This window comes from Amycolatopsis speibonae (assembly GCF_042647925.1).
Lineage (GTDB): Bacteria > Actinomycetota > Actinomycetes > Mycobacteriales > Pseudonocardiaceae > Amycolatopsis > Amycolatopsis speibonae.
Genome location: NZ_JBHRWK010000091.1, coordinates 1 through 15,297, shown reverse-complemented (window position 1 = coordinate 15,297; position 15,297 = coordinate 1). Strand labels below are relative to the sequence as shown.

The following is a 15,297-nucleotide window of genomic DNA, read 5'->3' as shown; positions in this document are numbered from 1 at the left end:
CGCAGCGACTGCGCCGCCAGATGCACCGCCACCAGCGAGGACGAACACGCGGTGTCCACCGTCAACGCCGGACCCTCCAGCCCGAACGTATAAGCCACCCGGCCCGACACCACTCCCGCCGAAACGCCGGTGGTGAGATAGCCGTCGGTGTCATCGGCGGCTTCACGCAAAAGCGTGGCGTAGTCATGGGTGATCACGCCGGTGAAGACCCCGGTGTCGCTGCCCCGCAACGACTCCGGGTCGATCCCAGCCCGTTCGAACACTTCCCACGAGGTTTCCAGCAACAGCCGCTGCTGGGGATCCATCGCGACCGCCTCACGCGGGCTGATCCCGAAGAACGCGGCATCGAACCCCGCCACATCCTCCAGAAACGCACCCTGACGCACCGAACACCGGCCCACCGCATCAGGATCAGCATCGAACAAACCGGTCAGATCCCAGCCGCGATCCGACGGGAAGTCGCCGACAGCGTCACCACCACGATGGACCAGTTCCCACAGGTCCTCCGGGCCACGCACCCCGCCGGGGAAACGACAGCCCATGGCCACGATCGCCACCGGCTCATCCGAAACCGAAGTGGTGACGGGAGCCGCGGTAGCCGGGGATTCACCGGCCAGTTCCCTCCGCACCAGCTGGGCCAGCGCGACCGGGGTCGGGTGATCGAACACCACCGTCGCCGACAGCTTCAGACCGGTCTCGGAGTTCAGCCGGTTCCGCAGTTCGACCGCCGTCAGCGAGTCGAATCCAGCCTCTTTGAACGGTCGCCGTTGATCGACCGCCTCGGCGGAGGCGTGCCCCAGCACGGTCGCCGCCTGCGCCCGCACCAGTTCCACCAGCAGTGTCTCTTGCTCCACTGTGGACATACCGGCCAGCCGGGACGCGAGCCCCGTCGTCTGCGGCCTGTCCGTCGAGACGCGCCGGGTACGGCCGGCCCGGAGGTCCAGCTTCGCGGGAAGCAAGACAGGTTCGACCGAGCGCAGGGCGGCGTCGAAGAGGCGCAGTCCCTCTTCGACGGACAAGGCGGTCATCCCGCCTCGTCTGGTGCGTTCGAGATCGGCTTTGCCGAGCCGGCCGGTCATCCCGCTGGGCATCGCCCACAGGCCCCAGGCGAGCGACACCGCGGAAAGCCCCAGCGAGTGCCGGTACCTGGCCAAACCGTCGAGGTACGCGTTCGCCGCCGCGTAGTTGCCCTGCCCCGGATTCCCCAGCACACCCGAAGCCGAGGAAAACAGGACGAACGCGTCGAGGTCCCGTTCCTTGGTCAGCTCGTGCAGGTTCCAGGCGGCGTCGACCTTCGGCCGGAAGACGGTGTCGAACCGCTCCGGGGTCAGGTCGGAGATCACGCCGTCGTCGAGCACTCCCGCCGTGTGCACCACGGCGGTGAGATCGGGAATGGCCGAGAGAACAGCGGCCAGCGCGTCACGATCGGCGGCGTCGCAGGCGACGACGTCGACCTCGGCGCCTGCCTCCGCCAGTTCCGCGACCAGCTCGTCCGCTCCCGGCGCGGCCGGCCCCCGCCTGCTGGTGAGGACGAGGCGCCGGATCCCGTGCCCGTCCACCAGATGCCGTGCGACCAGCCCGCCCAGGGTGCCCGCGCCGGTGATCAGCACCGTGCCGGGGCCGAGGTCGCCCGGCATCCTCAGCACGACCTTGCCGACGTGCCGGGCCTGGCCGACATGACGGAACGCCGCCGGTGCCCGCCGCGCGGGCATACTCGTCACCGGCAGCGGGGTGAGCTCGCCGCGTTCGAACATGCCGGTCAGTTCGGTCAGCAGTTCCTGCGTGCGCTCCGATCCGGCCTCGCGCAGATCGTAGGCGCGGTAGCCCGGAACCCCCTCCCGGAGATCGGTCTTCCCCAGTTCGAGGAACCGGCCGCCGGGCGCGAGCAGATCCAGCGAAGCGGTCACGAAGTCGCCGGTGAGCGAGTTCAGCACGATGTCGACGGCCGGGAAGCGGTCCGCGAACTCCAGCGTGCGCGAAGACGCGAGGTGCTCGTCGTCGAGACCGAGTTCCCGCAGCGCATCCCATTTCTTCGGACTGGCGGTGCCGAACACCTCCAGCCCGAGCCCGCGGGCCAGCCGGACCGCGGCCATCCCGACGCCACCGGCGGCCGCGTGGATCAGCACCCGCTCCCCCGGTCCGGCTCTGGCCAGATCCCGCAGTCCGTACCAGGCGGTGAGGAACGCGACCGGAATCGACGCGGCCCGCTCGAACGTCCAGCCGTCCGGCATCTCGACCAGCAAGCGCCGGTCAGTGACCGCCACCGGCCCGAACGCGCCGAAGGAGCGGTCGAAGGTGCCCATCACCCGGTCTCCGGCGGCCAGCCCCACCACGTCGGGCGCGACCTCCAGTACGACTCCGGCGCCTTCGCCGCCGATCCCCGACTGGCCGGGCACCATGTCGAGCGCCACCATGACGTCGCGGAAGTTCAGCCCGGCCGCCCGCACGCCGACCCGCACCTGCCCGGCGGACAGCGGTTCGAGCACTTCAGGGCAAGGCACGACGGCGAGTTCGGTCCCGGCCGCCTCCCAGCGCCAGGCACGTTCGGCCGCGCGGGCGAGCCGGTGCGCCGACACCACGCCCGCCCGGATCAGGACCTGGGGTTCGCCGGACGCGACCACGGACGGCACCCGCGCCAAGGACGCGGGATCGTCGTCGACGTCGATGAGGAAGCAGCGCCCCGGGCTTTCCGACTGTGCCGACCGGACCAGTCCCCAGGCGGCGGCCTGGGCGGGTCCGGCGTCGACACCGCCACGGGTGAGCACGGCCAGCGGCGCGTCGACGCCCTGCAGCGCCGCCAGCACCCGGGAGGTGATCGCACGAGCGTCGCCGAGGTCTTCGGTGAGGTCGAGTGTCACGAAGTCCGCGGACGCCGGCGGCAGCGTGCGCGGCACCCATTCGGAACGGAAAAGCCCTGCCCCCGTCGCCACACGCAACTGGCCGTCCGTGACCGGCCTGAGCCGGAGCGACTCGACCACGGCGACTATCTGTCCACTGTGGTCGGTCATCAGGACCGAGACCTCGGCCTGCCCGACCGGGACCGCCCGCACCCGCACCGCGGCCGCGCCCGTTGCGTGCAGGGAAACCCCGGTCCAGGCGAACGGCAGCAGGATCCCGGCCGACCGCTGCCCGGAACACAGACTGGACGCGTGCAGGGCGCCATCGAACAGTGCGGGATGCAGGCCGAACCCGGACGTCTGCCCGGTCAGCTCGACCTCGGCGAAGATCTCCTCGCCCCGGGTCCAGACCGTCCGCAGCCCTTGGAACGCGGGGCCGTATTCGTAGCCCGCTTCCGCCTGGCGTTCGTAGAAGTCCCGTATGTCAAGGGGAACAGCTCCGGCGGGCGGCCACTGTCCGAGCCCTTCCGGCAAAGGAGCGTCGGCGGACAAGGAGCCCGACACGTGGCGGGTCCAGGGTCCGCTCGCGACTCTCGCATACGCGCTGAACGAGCCGTCGGTCACGACCCGCACCTGCAGTTCGACCTCGTCGCTGTCCGGCACCACGAGCGGGGCCTCGATGACGAGGTCGTCGATCACCGGCCGTCCGGCCTCGTCACCCGCCCGGATGACCAGGTCGACCCAGCCGGTGCCAGGGAAGACGACAACCCCGGACACCGCGTGGTCGGCCAGCCACGGACGGCGGGACAACGAGACGGAACCGGTGACGACCACGTCCTCGCCGTCGCCGGCCAGGCCGACCACGGTGTCGGCGAACGGATGCCCGGTCGCGGTCCGCTCGGTGAGCTCCAGCCAGTAGCGCCGCCGCTGGAAGGGGTAGGTCGGCAGCTCGGTCCGTGGCCCGTGGCCGAATTCCCAGCGAATCGGGATGCCGCGGACGTGGAGCCGGCCCGCCGAGGCCAGAACCCTCGCCCAGTCGCCGTCGTCGCGTCGCAGGGTTCCGGTGACGACCGTGGGTCCGGCATCGTCGACGATGTCCTCGATAGCGTTGGTGAGGACGGGGTGCGGGCTGACTTCCACGAAGGTGTCGAAGCCTTCGGCCGCGAGTGCCCGGATCGCCGTCTCGAAACCGACCGGCTGCCGCAGATTGCGATACCAGTATCCGGCGTCCATGCCCGCGCCGTCGGCCCAGCGTCCGTCCACAGTGGAATACAGAGGCACCGTTCCGGCTACGGGCCGGACCTCGGCAAGCGCTTGGAGAAGGTCGTCATGGATGAGATCGACTTGGGAGCTGTGGGAGGCGTAGTCGACAGGAACGGCGCGGGTGCGAATCCCGAGCGCCGCGCAGTCTTCGGCGAGAGCGGCCAGTGCCGCCGGTTCTCCGGACACGACAACGGATTCGGGGCCGTTCACCGCGGCGAGGGACACGGTGCCGCCGAGCAGGTCACGCACCCGGCTCTCGGTGGCGGACACCGACATCATCCCGCCGTGGCCCGCCAGTTCACGGGCGATGATCGCGGAGCGGCGCACCACGATCCGCAGCGCGTCGTCGAGGGCGAGGATCCCGGCGACGTGGGCGGCGGCGATCTCGCCTTGACTGTGCCCGACCACGGCATCGGGCTCGACGCCGAGCGACCGCCAGACCGCGGCCAGGGACACCATCACCGCGAACGACACCGGCTGCACCACGTCGACGCGGGCCAGCATCACCTCGTCCGCGAGCACCTCCCGCAGGTCCCAGCCGACGAGTCGTTCGAGCGCCCGGGAACAGTCGAGCATCGCGTCCCGGAACACCGGGCTGGCTCCGAGGAGTGCTCGGCCCATTCCTGGCCACTGGGCGCCCTGCCCAGGGAATACGCACACAACTCGGCCCACCACATCTGCAGAACCCACATCACAGGCCTCCAGTTTCTCCGTCAGTTCCCCGATCGAGCCGGCCACGCAGACGGCCCGGCTCGGCAGCGACGCCCGGGTTTCGACCAGCGAGCGGGCGAGGTCCGAGACCTGCGCTTCAGGACGCGTCCCGACGAACTCCGTCAGCCGCCGCGCCTGCGCCCGCACCGCCTCGGCGCTCGCCCCCGACAGCACCACCGGCCAAGGCCCCGCCGGGACTTCTTCCACATCGGGATGATCGGTCTCCTCGGCCGACTCGAGGATGAGGTGGGCGTTGGTGCCGGACACCCCGAAAGAAGACACGCCGGCCCGACGCGGCTCCGGCCACTCACGCGACTCCGTCAGCAGTTCCACGCCGTGGGACGACCAGTCAACCTCGGGAGTGGGGGCATCGACGTGCAAGGTCTTCGGGAGAGTGCCGTGGCGCATCGACTGCACCATCTTGATCACGCCGGCGATCCCGGCCGCGGCCTGGGTGTGGCCGAGGTTGGACTTCACCGAGCCGAGCCACAGTGGACGGTCGCGGTCCTGGCCGTAGGTCGCCTGCAGGGCCTGCGCCTCGATCGGATCACCGAGCCGGGTACCGGTGCCGTGCGCGTCGACGGCGTCGATGTCCGAAGTGGACAGACCGGCGTCGGCCAGCGCGGACCGGATCACCCGCTGCTGAGACGGTCCACTGGGCGCGGTCAAGCCGTTCGAAGCGCCATCGGAGTTGACCGCCGAACCGCGCACCACGGCGAGCACCGGATGCCCGAGTTCCCGGGCGACGGAAAGCCTTTCGAGCAGCACCACGCCGGCGCCCTCGGACCACGCCGTGCCGTCGGCCGCGGCGGCGAAGGACTTGCAGCGGCCGTCCGGCGCGAGCGCGCCCTGCCGGGAGAACTCCACGAAACTCTCCGGGGTGGACATCACCGTCACGCCACCGGCCAGCGCCAGCGAGCACTCGCCGCGGCGCAGCGACTGCACCGCGAGATGCATCGCCACCAGCGACGACGAACACGCCGTGTCCACCGTGATCGCCGGCCCTTCCAGACCGAACGTGTAGGCGACCCGGCCCGACGCGACGCTCCCGGCGTTGCCCGTGCTGAGGTAGCCCTCGACCTCCTCCGGCGGTGACCCGGGCCTGCTGAGGTAGTCCCGGTGCATCACCCCGGTGAAGACCCCGGTGTCGCTGCCGCGCAACGACAGTGGATCGAGGCCGGCGCGTTCGAGGAGTTCCCAGGACGTCTCGAGCAGCAGCCGCTGCTGCGGATCCATCGCCAGCGCCTCACGCGGGCTCACCCCGAACAGTTCGGCGTCGAAATCGGCGGCATGGGGGAGAAAGCCGCCTTCGCGGGTGCAACCTCCGTCCGCCGGGTCCCAGCCGCGATCGTCCGGGAAGGCCGAGATCGCGTCACCGCCGTCGGCGACCAGGCGCCACAAGTCTTCGGGCGAGGCCACGCCGCCCGGGAATCGGCAAGCGAGGGAGACGATCGCGATCGGCTCGTTCGTCTCGGACACCTGTCGCGCCACGACAGGCTCCGCCAGTTCCCCGGTGAGGCCGGACTGGAGCCGCTCGGCGAGCGCGGACGGTGTCGGATGGTCGAAGGCGATCGTCGCGGGCAGATCCAGCCCGGTGGCCGCGGCGAGCCGGTTTCGCAAGGCGACGGCGGAAGCCGAGGTGAACCCGAGGCTCGTGAACGTGGGTTCGCGGCCGGGCGTGGCGAGGCCCGCGCAGTCCCGTACCTTCGCGGCTTCGGAACGCACGAGTTCGAGCAGCAGGCGATGCTGCTCCGGCTTGCCGAGCCCTGCCGACCGGACCGGTTCCGCCGCGGGCGCGACCGTGTCGATGAGGCCTCTGAACAGCGGCGGGACCGCGTCGAAGGCCGAGGTGTCGAGGTCGGTGACCACGGCGGAGGCCAGGTTCGTCGCGCGGGCGCCGTCGAACATCGCCATGAGCCGCTGTGCCGGAGGCCGCGGGGTATCCGACGTCAGCACCATTCCGCGCCCGCCGCGGGCGCGTCGCTCGCTGATGACCATCTCCAGGAACGCCGCCTCGCCTGAAACGCCGTGGAGCGGAGCAAAAATGATCAGCTCGGCCGTTTCGGTCAGCGCGTCGAGATCGAGCACTTCGTCCACAAAGGATTCAAGGTCGCCCGAAGGCAGGTGGATCACGGCGGACACCTCCGCCGGCGCCGCCCGGTCCGCCGACCGGGAAACGGCGTCTCCCAGCCCGGCACGGGCCGCGGCCAGCTCCGGGCCGATCAGCCGTAAGTCGCGAAGTCCGTGCCCGGTCACCAGATGCCTGGCCAGGATCGTGGCCAATTCGCCGTCGGCACCGGTGATCGCCACCGCGCGCCAGGGATCGGGCTCCTCCCCCACCGAGACCCGCACCAGCCGGGGTGCGAGCACCACGCCCGACCGCACCGCCAGTTCCGGCTCGCCCTCGACGAGTGACGGCAGTGTCTTGGCCTCGGGTTCGAGGTCGACCAGCACGAAACGATCCGGCTCTTCCGCCTGCGCACAGCGGACGAGCCCCCGCAGCGCGGCATGCGCCGGGCCCCGCGTGACCACGGTCAGCCGCGGGCCCGGCCCGTCGATCCGCGCCCGCAACTCGTCGACGCTCCGGCGGATCGCGGCGCCGGAGAGCTCCGGCACCGGCGGGCACCACACCACCTCACCGGGATCGGCGGCGGCCGACTCGGCGGCCACCGGCACCCAGTCGACCCGGAACAGCGACTCGTAATGGTCACCGCCGCAAGCACGAAGCTTGGCGGGTTTGTCGAGGAGCGCGTGCCGGGTCGTCTTGCCGGACGCCGTGCGCGGGACACGGTCGATCTCGTAGAGCTCCTCGGGCACCTTGAAGTACGAGAGCCGCTCGCGGCAGACGGCCAGGAGCCTGTCCGGGTCGAACCCGCCTTCACCGGGCACCACGAACGCGACCGGAACCTCGCCGAGTACGCCGTGCGGCTTGCCGACGACGGCGACGTCCGCGACACCGGGGACGGCGCGGATGACGTTCTCGACCTCGGTCGGGTGAATGTTCTCCCCGGCCCGGATGATCAGGTCCTTGAGGCGGCCGGTGACGGTGAAGTAGCCGTCCTCGTCACGGCGGGCCAGATCGCCGGTGTGATACCAGCCTCCGCCCATCGCGGCCGCCGTCTCCTCCGGCTGGTTGTGGTAGCCGGCCATGACACTCGGCCCGCGCACCCACACCTCGCCCTCCGCTCCGTCGGCGACATCGATCCCGGTTTCGACGTCGACCAACCGCACGCCGAGGCCTGGCACCGGCAGCCCGCACGAGCCTTCGACGCGAGCCCCGGTCGGCCAGTTGATCGTGATGGAGCCGCAGGTTTCCGTGCTGCCGTAGGCGTCGAGCAACGGGACGCCGAAGGTCTCCTCGAACGCGTTGCGCAGCGCGGCGGTGGTGACCGCGCCGCCGACCAGGCCCATCCGCAGATCCGGCGCGCGGAAGCCCTTTTCGCGCGCCGCGCGGATCAGATGGTGGTAGAGGGCGGGGACACCGGCGAGGAAGGTCGAGCGATCCGAGCTGAGCGCGTCGAGAACGTCGTGCGCCGAGTACCCGTCGACGATCCGGGCGCCGGCCCCGACCGCGGTGACCGCCAGCACGCAGGCGATATGGGAGAGGCTGTGGAACAGCGGCAGCGGCCACAGGACGCGATCGGCACCGGTCAGCCCCGGTACGGGCACGTAGCAGGCGGCCACCGACCAGAGGCAGTTGCGCTGCGTGGACAGCACACCTTTGGGCGCGCCGGTGGTCCCGGAGGTGTAGAGTATCCAGGCGATGTCGTCGAGACCGAGGTCGTCACGGGCCGCGACGCCCGGATCGGTGCCGGTGAAGGCGGCGTAGTTCCCTTCGACGACAACGACGTCCAGCTCAGGCCGCCGCGCGCGCATCCGGTCCAGCCGTCCGGCCTGCGCGGCGTCGGTGATCACCGTCCGCGCACCGCTGTCGTCGAGCAGATACGCCAGCTCGGCGTCGGTGGAACGCGGGTTGACCGGTACCCCGACGGCAGCCGCCCTGACGATCGCGAGATAGCTTTCGACCGTCTCGACGCGATTGCCGAGAAGGATGACCACACGGTCTCCGGGCTGCACCCTGCGCAGGGACAGGTGCCCGGCCAGCCAGCGCGTCCGCCGCTCCAGTTCCGCGTAAGTGACCGCGCGGCGTGCGTCGCGGAAGGCGACTTTGTCACCCGACACCGAGGCGTGCGCCGTGAGCAACTCGGGCAGGGGCCGGATCAAGTCGGTACGTAGCACCTTCCCAGCCTCACCCGGAACCGCGCGAACTCACCCCCCTAACCAACCCCTCAGACCGTCCGGTTACCGGGGATGGGAACTTCCCCTCGCCGGGAGTCCCCTGGCGGGCACGAGAATGGACTTCCATGAACGAGGTCGAAGTGGCGCTCGGCGACCGGTCGTACTCCGTCCACATCGGACCCGGCGCCCGCTCGCGCCTGCCGGGGCTCGTCGCCGGACTCGGTGCCCGCCGCGCGGCCGTGGTCTCCGCGCGCCCCATCGAATGGCTTCCCGATCTCGGTGTTCCGACGCTCAAGGTGCCCTTCCGGGACGGCGAGCGGGACAAACGCCTCACCCAGGTCGAACGGCTGTGCCGCCGGTTCGCGCGGTTCGGGCTGACCAGGTCCGACGTCGTGGTGTCGTGCGGCGGCGGCACCACCACCGACGTGGTCGGGCTCGCCGCCGCGCTGTATCACCGGGGCGTGTCCGTGGTGCACCTGCCGACTTCCCTGCTGGCACAGGTGGATGCCAGCGTCGGCGGCAAGACGGCGGTGAACCTGCCCGAAGGCAAGAATCTCGTCGGCGTTTTCTGGCAACCGAGAGCCGTGCTGTGCGACACCGACTTCCTCGAAACGCTCCCGCCCCGCGACTGGCTCAACGGGTACGGCGAGATCGCCCGATGCCATTTCATCGGCGCCGGCGATCTCCGGGGGTTACCGGTACACGAGCAGATCGTCGCCAGTGTCACGCTCAAGGCCTCCGTCGTCTCCGCCGACGAGCATGACCACGGCTTGCGGCATCTGCTGAACTACGGTCACACACTCGGGCACGCGCTGGAACACGCCACGGACTTCGAACTCCGCCACGGCGAAGCGGTCGGCATCGGGACGGTCTTCGCCGGTCGCCTCGCGGGCGCGCTCGGCCGGATCGGACGGGCACGGGTCGACGAACACGCGGAGATCGTCTCCGGGTACGGCCTCGTCACGACCGTCCCGGCGGATCTGGACCCCGGGCGGCTGGTCGCGCTGATGCGATCCGACAAGAAGGCCCGGCACGGTTTGACCTTCGTCCTCGACGGCCCGCAGGGCCCGGAACTCGTCGAGGTCCCCGAGTCCGTCGTCCTCGGCTGTCTGACCTCGTGATCCACCGTCGATCCCGGCCACCTGCTGAACCGTCACCCTCCGCGGAGCCTCCGGAGACGGCCGATCCTGGGTCTGGGTGGTCGTGAGTGGTAAGTCGCGTTCTAACGGCACTTGCCACTCACGACCACCCGGACCGACACCCCACCGCCACCTCCGGCGTCAACCACGGCACCTTTGCCTTAGCCCTCAAGAGAACCGTCCTACCACTCACGAGCGGTCCGGAGGAGACGCTGGACGTGAGTGGTCCAGCTGACGACACGGGCCTCGCAGACGTGGGCGCGGTCGTAGGTGACGTCGATGGTCAGGCGACCGTCCACTGTGGTCACGAAGATCAGCGGTGTCGGACCGGGTGCCGTGGTGAGGAACCGGATCGAGGTGATCCCGAGGTACCCGGGCGAATCGAGCCGCCCGAGGTTCGAGATCGCGAGCGACGCGGGCGGGAAAGCGGTCAGGGGACCCGGCCCGCAGAAGACCATGGCGAACCGCCGCTGGGGGACCTCGCGGGCGAGTCCCGAACGTAGCTGCGGCAAGAGCTGCCAGCCGAAGCCGACAGGGTCGGCAGGCCCCTTCAGGACGGCGGGGATGTCTCCGATGCAGTTCAGCCCGTCGTAAGACCGGACAGGCCGCGCCAGCCGGGGCCGCAGGTCGACCGACGACGTCACGAGCAGCACGCACGGGCCCGCGTCGAGTTCGGCGCACAGGGCCGCGGACAGGAGCCCGCCGAGCAGAGCGTGCACCGACAGCTCCGTACGCCGGGCGGCGGTGAGCAGGCCAGTGGTCGCCGCCGGCCCGAACACGAGGGTGCGGACGCCGTAGCCCGTCGCGTCCGTGCGCCCGGCCGGAAGCCGGTCCACCCGGGGCGGTGGTTCGGGCAGGTCGTCGAAGTGGTGGTAGCGGCCGCTCAACCGGACGTCCAGCGGCGATTCGAGCGGTGCGGCCGGATTCGGGCGCACCACGCAGCCGGCGGCCAGCCTCGCGTAGAGATCCAACAGCCGGTACAGCATCGTGACGCAGAACCGGCCGTCCGCGAAGGCGTGCTCGACGCCCAGCACCACATCGAGCCCGGACAGCAGCGCCCGCGCGACTCCGGGCCGAGAGGTGGTGATCTCGGTGAGCAGGTCACCGCCCACGACGAGTTCGGGCCCGTGCTCCCCGACGCGGAGCCTGTCGCCGACGACCTTCCCTCGCAGCAGGGGATGTTCCGTCGCGAGGATTTCCAGCGCGTCGGCGAGGATCCGCGCGTCGACGGTCTCGCCGACACGCGCGAGGGCGAACACCGGGCCGACTCCCGACCCGGCCACCCCCTTTTCACTTGCGGACAGCAGGCGTTCCATGATCAGTGGGGGACGACCTCCGGGCACAGCTCCAGCAGGTCGGCGGGCTGACGCAGCACCGCGTCCGGCCTGGCACGCAGAAGTTCGGCCTCGTCCGTCTCACCCCAGAGCGCGGCCACCGCGAGTGTCCCGGCCGCGGTCGCGCTGGCGAGGTCCGTCACCGCGTCGCCGACCATCATCGCGTCGGCCGGGCCGAGCCCGAGCTTGTCGAGCGCGTGCCGGACGATGTCCGGTGCCGGTTTGGGGTTCGCGACCTCGTCGGAGCCGATGACGTACTCGAACTCCGGGAGCAACCCCACCACCTCCAGCAGTGACCGCGCACGGGGACCGCTCTTGCCGGTCGCGACAGCGAGGTGCAGCCCGCGCTCGCGCAACGTCCGCAAGAGGTCGGGGACGCCGTCGAAGACCGGCACCTGGTCCGCGAGCCGGTAACTCTCCCGGACGAACGGCTCCTCCATCTCCAACGGCAGGTCCATGATCCGCATGATGTCGGGGAAATAGCGGCCGAGATGGCGGTTGTACTCGGCGAACGGCGCCTCCCCCGTGCCGACCACCTCGGCGTAGGCGGTGGTGAAGGCCTGCCGCATGACGTCGAAGCTGTTCACCAGCACACCGTCGAGGTCGAAGATCACCCCGAGCGGCGGACGTCGATCGGGCACTGTCGCTATCGCGTCCAAGGACTCGCTCCTTTCACACGTAAACGGCTGCCGACGCGTAACAGCGCTCGATGGCGTCGACGGTCCAGGCGGCGTCTTCGATCGCCAGGCCGCGGCAGGCGGGGTCGGTGAGCTGACGCCGGATCAGGTCGAGCTGCCTGCGGTATTCCGCCCCGATCGGCTCCGCCGCCACCGTGACCGGCACGCTCTTCCCGTCCCGCAGATGGGTCAGGACCGGCCCGCCCGCGCGGTCGGTGCTGAAGCCGAAAGTGCAAGAAAGCGTTGCCGTGCCGCCACTCCCCTCGACTCGGATCGTCGTCGTGTCGACCGGTTCGTGTGACGCCCAGCCGGCGCGCAGCGACACCGACACGCCGTCCTCGGTGACCAGGAATCCGCGCGCGGTGTCCTCGACGTCGCCGAGGGTCCCTCCGCCGAGATCCGCCCGCCAGGTGACCCGGCGGCGTTCGTCGCCGAGGAAGTCCGCGGACAACGTCCCCGCGGCTTGCGCGATGGCGCTACCACCCAGCAACGGCGAGGCGGTGTCCAGCAAATGCCAGCCGAGGTCGATCAGCACGCCGCCGCCGGAGAGCTCCCGCCGGGTGAACCAGCCACCCGGCACACCGCCCGCCCGGACCCAGCCGAGCTCGATGTGCCGGATCCGGCCCAAGCCCCCGGACAGCCCGTACAAGGCACGGATGTCGGCCCGGTACCGCGCGGCACTACCGCCGAGCAGCACGGTTTCGCCGTCGCGTTCCGCCTGCCGCAACCTGTCCGCCTCGGCCGTGCTCAAGCACACGGGCTTCTCCACGAACACCGGGATTCCCTTGACCAGCAACGCGCAAGCGAGCTCGCAGTGCAGGTGGTTCGGCGCGGCCACGACAGCCAGGTCCACTTCGGACGGTGTGACTGCCCCGATGCCGGGCACCACGGTCAGGCGACTGGAATCCAGGGCGGATCTGGCGGCGGGATCGGGATCGACCACCGTGGTCAGCGTGAACGCCGGGTGACTCGCGAGCTGGGGAAGCCAGATCGACTTGGCCGCCACGCCGAGCCCCACCAGCGCGACCCGGATCGTCACAGGAGCCCGGCCAGGACCGACGCGATGTCCCGCATCTGCTGCTCGGTGCCCAGCAGAGCTCGATGGTGCACCCAGACGCAGTCTTGGCTCAAGGACTCGGAATTCGGGCAGGAACGAGCGAGTTCTTCGGGCGTCGTCGCGGGCGCGCCGGTCTCCCAGAAGGCCTTCGTCCGGTAGATCGCGCGGAAGGCGACGAACGCGGGAATGCCGTGCCCGACGAGCGCGGCGACCAGCTCCGCGCGCCGCTCTTCGGTGATCCCGGGAATCCGGAACATCGCCATGTAGTGCGGGTTCCGGTCACAGCGGTCGTCACGCGACTGCGGGACGACTCCGGGGACCTCGGCCAGGGCGGCGGACAACACCGGCCAGCGCTGCTCACGGAGGTCGATCTGCTCCTCCAGCCTCGTCAACTGGGCACGAAGCACGGCCGCGGTGAACTCGGTGACCCGGAAGTTCGACCCGGACGTCGCGTGGAAGTACCCCCGGTCATCGCGCGGGCGGCCGCAACTGTGCCGCAGGAAGGCCTCCTCGTACTGGTCTCCGTCGTCGAACAGCACGGCACCGCCCTCGCCCGCCGTCATCAGTTTGCCGTTCTGGAAGCTGAACGCCGCCATCGAACCCAGCTCGCCGACACGTTTGCCCTGCCACCTCCCGCCGTGCGCGTGGGCGGCGTCCTGGAGCAGCGGTACCCCGGAGTCGGCGGACAGTTTCGCCAGCGCGTCCATGTCCGCGAACTGGCCGCCCATGTGCACCGGCATGATCACGCGGGTCTTCGGGCCGATGGCGGCCTCGACGGCGCTGGGGTCGAGACAGTAGGTGTCCGGGTCGACGTCGACCGGGACGACGGTCGCGCCGAGCCGTTGTGCGGCCTGCGACGAGGAGATGAAGGTGAACGCGGGGACGATGACCTCGGTGCCGCGGCGGGCTCCGAGCACTTCGAGGCTCAGTTCCAGCGCGTGCGTCCCTGTCGTCACCGCCAGCGCGTGCGCCGCTCCATGGTGTTCGGCGAACTCGGCTTCGAAGGCGTCGACCTCGCTGCCCGCGATTCGCCACCATTGGCCTTGTTCCAACGCTCGGCTCAGCCCGGTCCGTTCTTCGTCTCCGTACCGGGGCCACGACGGGAATTCCAATTCCATGGTCTCGATCCTCATTCCGCCCGACTGATCGACTCTTTCGACGCTACCGATGCCGCTACGCCTGCCCAACCCCCTATGAATCCCCTCATTCCCCCTTACTCGCCGCGACCGTCCCACCTTTTCCGGATCGGCTGACATAATCGTCGATCGTGACCGGAATACTGCTGATCAACGGGCCCAATCTCGGTATGCTCGGCCGGCGCGAACCGGAGATCTACGGCACGGACACGCTCGCCGACATCGAGGCGGCCGTCTGCGACGAGGTGGCCGGATTCGGCTGGAAAGTCCTTGCGTACCAGCATGACTGCGAAGGCGAACTCGTTCGCTTCATCCAGGAGAACTACGACAGCGCGGGCGCGATCATCAACCCCGGCGCATTGATGATCCACGGCTGGAGCCTGCGCGACGCGCTCGCGAACTATCCGAAACCGTGGATCGAGGTACATCTTTCGAATATCTGGGCGCGGGAGTCTTTCCGGCACGAATCCGTGCTCGCCCCGCTGGCCGCCGGAATGATCGCGGGTTTGGGGTCTCTCGGTTACCGGCTGGCAGCCGGCGCGCTGGGGGCCGCGAGTGGTGCGGACGGTTCTTGAGGGGTAAGGCAACGTGCCCTGATCGGGCCCTGCCACGAAAGGCCTTCTTCGCCTTGCTTCAAGGCAAGGAGCCTTCACCGCGTGCCGACCTGTGCTGACAGAATGGATCCAGCCGCGTCTTGAGTGTCCACAAGGGACACTTTCCGGCGGCCGCATGACAGACTCATGCCTGCATGTCCGCTTGACGCAAGAGTCGTGAGTGGCAATGAGGGTTCTGACGCTCATCTTGGATCCACCGGCGTGTTTGTTGGATGGTCTTGATGGTGTTTGTTGATCATGTGTTTGGTGGGTGGGTGTGGTGGATCACCGGTCGTCGCATCCGGTGTGTC

Annotated in this window: 7 protein-coding genes; 2 read left to right on the top strand and 5 right to left on the bottom strand. The window is 70.0% G+C overall.

The window, feature by feature from the left end; all coding sequences use genetic code 11:
- Window positions 1-9,050 (bottom strand): SDR family NAD(P)-dependent oxidoreductase (locus ACFOSH_RS38860; protein ID WP_378245869.1); only part of this gene is annotated, 9,050 nt, incomplete at its 3' end.
- Window positions 9,051-9,175: 125 nt separating this feature from the next.
- On the opposite strand from ACFOSH_RS38860, the gene ACFOSH_RS38855 reads away from it, so the two are divergent.
- Window positions 9,176-10,171: a 3-dehydroquinate synthase family protein gene (locus ACFOSH_RS38855; RefSeq protein ID WP_378245867.1), complete on the top strand. Its 996-nt coding sequence runs from the start codon at window positions 9,176-9,178 to the stop codon at window positions 10,169-10,171.
- A 200-nt stretch (window positions 10,172-10,371) separates the two neighbouring features.
- Here the strand turns inward: ACFOSH_RS38855 and ACFOSH_RS38850 are convergent, their stop codons facing one another.
- From ACFOSH_RS38850 to ACFOSH_RS38835, 4 genes are read right to left on the bottom strand one after another with little or no spacing between them, the layout of a single operon-like run.
- Window positions 10,372-11,472: a phthiocerol/phthiodiolone dimycocerosyl transferase family protein gene (locus ACFOSH_RS38850; protein WP_378245865.1), complete on the bottom strand. Its 1,101-nt coding sequence runs from the start codon at window positions 11,470-11,472 to the stop codon at window positions 10,372-10,374.
- A gap of 35 nt (window positions 11,473-11,507) precedes the next feature.
- Window positions 11,508-12,182 carry an HAD-IA family hydrolase gene (locus ACFOSH_RS38845; protein WP_378245863.1) on the bottom strand — a complete coding sequence of 225 codons (675 nt, stop codon included), beginning with the start codon at window positions 12,180-12,182 and terminating at the stop codon, window positions 11,508-11,510.
- Window positions 12,183-12,195: 13 nt separating this feature from the next.
- Window positions 12,196-13,239, bottom strand: a complete 1,044-nt coding sequence (locus ACFOSH_RS38840) for a Gfo/Idh/MocA family protein (RefSeq protein ID WP_378245861.1) — start codon at window positions 13,237-13,239, stop codon at window positions 12,196-12,198.
- Window positions 13,236-14,375, bottom strand: a complete 1,140-nt coding sequence (locus tag ACFOSH_RS38835; protein ID WP_378245859.1) for a DegT/DnrJ/EryC1/StrS family aminotransferase — start codon at window positions 14,373-14,375, stop codon at window positions 13,236-13,238. The genes ACFOSH_RS38840 and ACFOSH_RS38835 overlap by 4 nt, the downstream gene beginning before the upstream one ends.
- Before the next feature lie 149 nt (window positions 14,376-14,524).
- Here ACFOSH_RS38835 and ACFOSH_RS38830 point away from each other — a divergent pair, with 149 nt between their 5' ends.
- Complete coding sequence (locus ACFOSH_RS38830) at window positions 14,525-14,968, top strand: type II 3-dehydroquinate dehydratase (RefSeq protein WP_378245857.1); 444 nt, start codon at window positions 14,525-14,527, stop codon at window positions 14,966-14,968.
- Window positions 14,969-15,297 lie beyond the last annotated feature (329 nt).

What these genes read in the sequence shown, in the direction of transcription:
- ACFOSH_RS38855 (WP_378245867.1), top strand. Translation starts at nt 9,176, where the DNA reads ATGAACGAGGTCGAAGTGGCGCTCGGCGACCGGTCGTACTCCGTCCAC.
- ACFOSH_RS38835 (WP_378245859.1), bottom strand. Translation starts at nt 14,375, where the DNA reads ATGGAATTGGAATTCCCGTCGTGGCCCCGGTACGGAGACGAAGAACGG.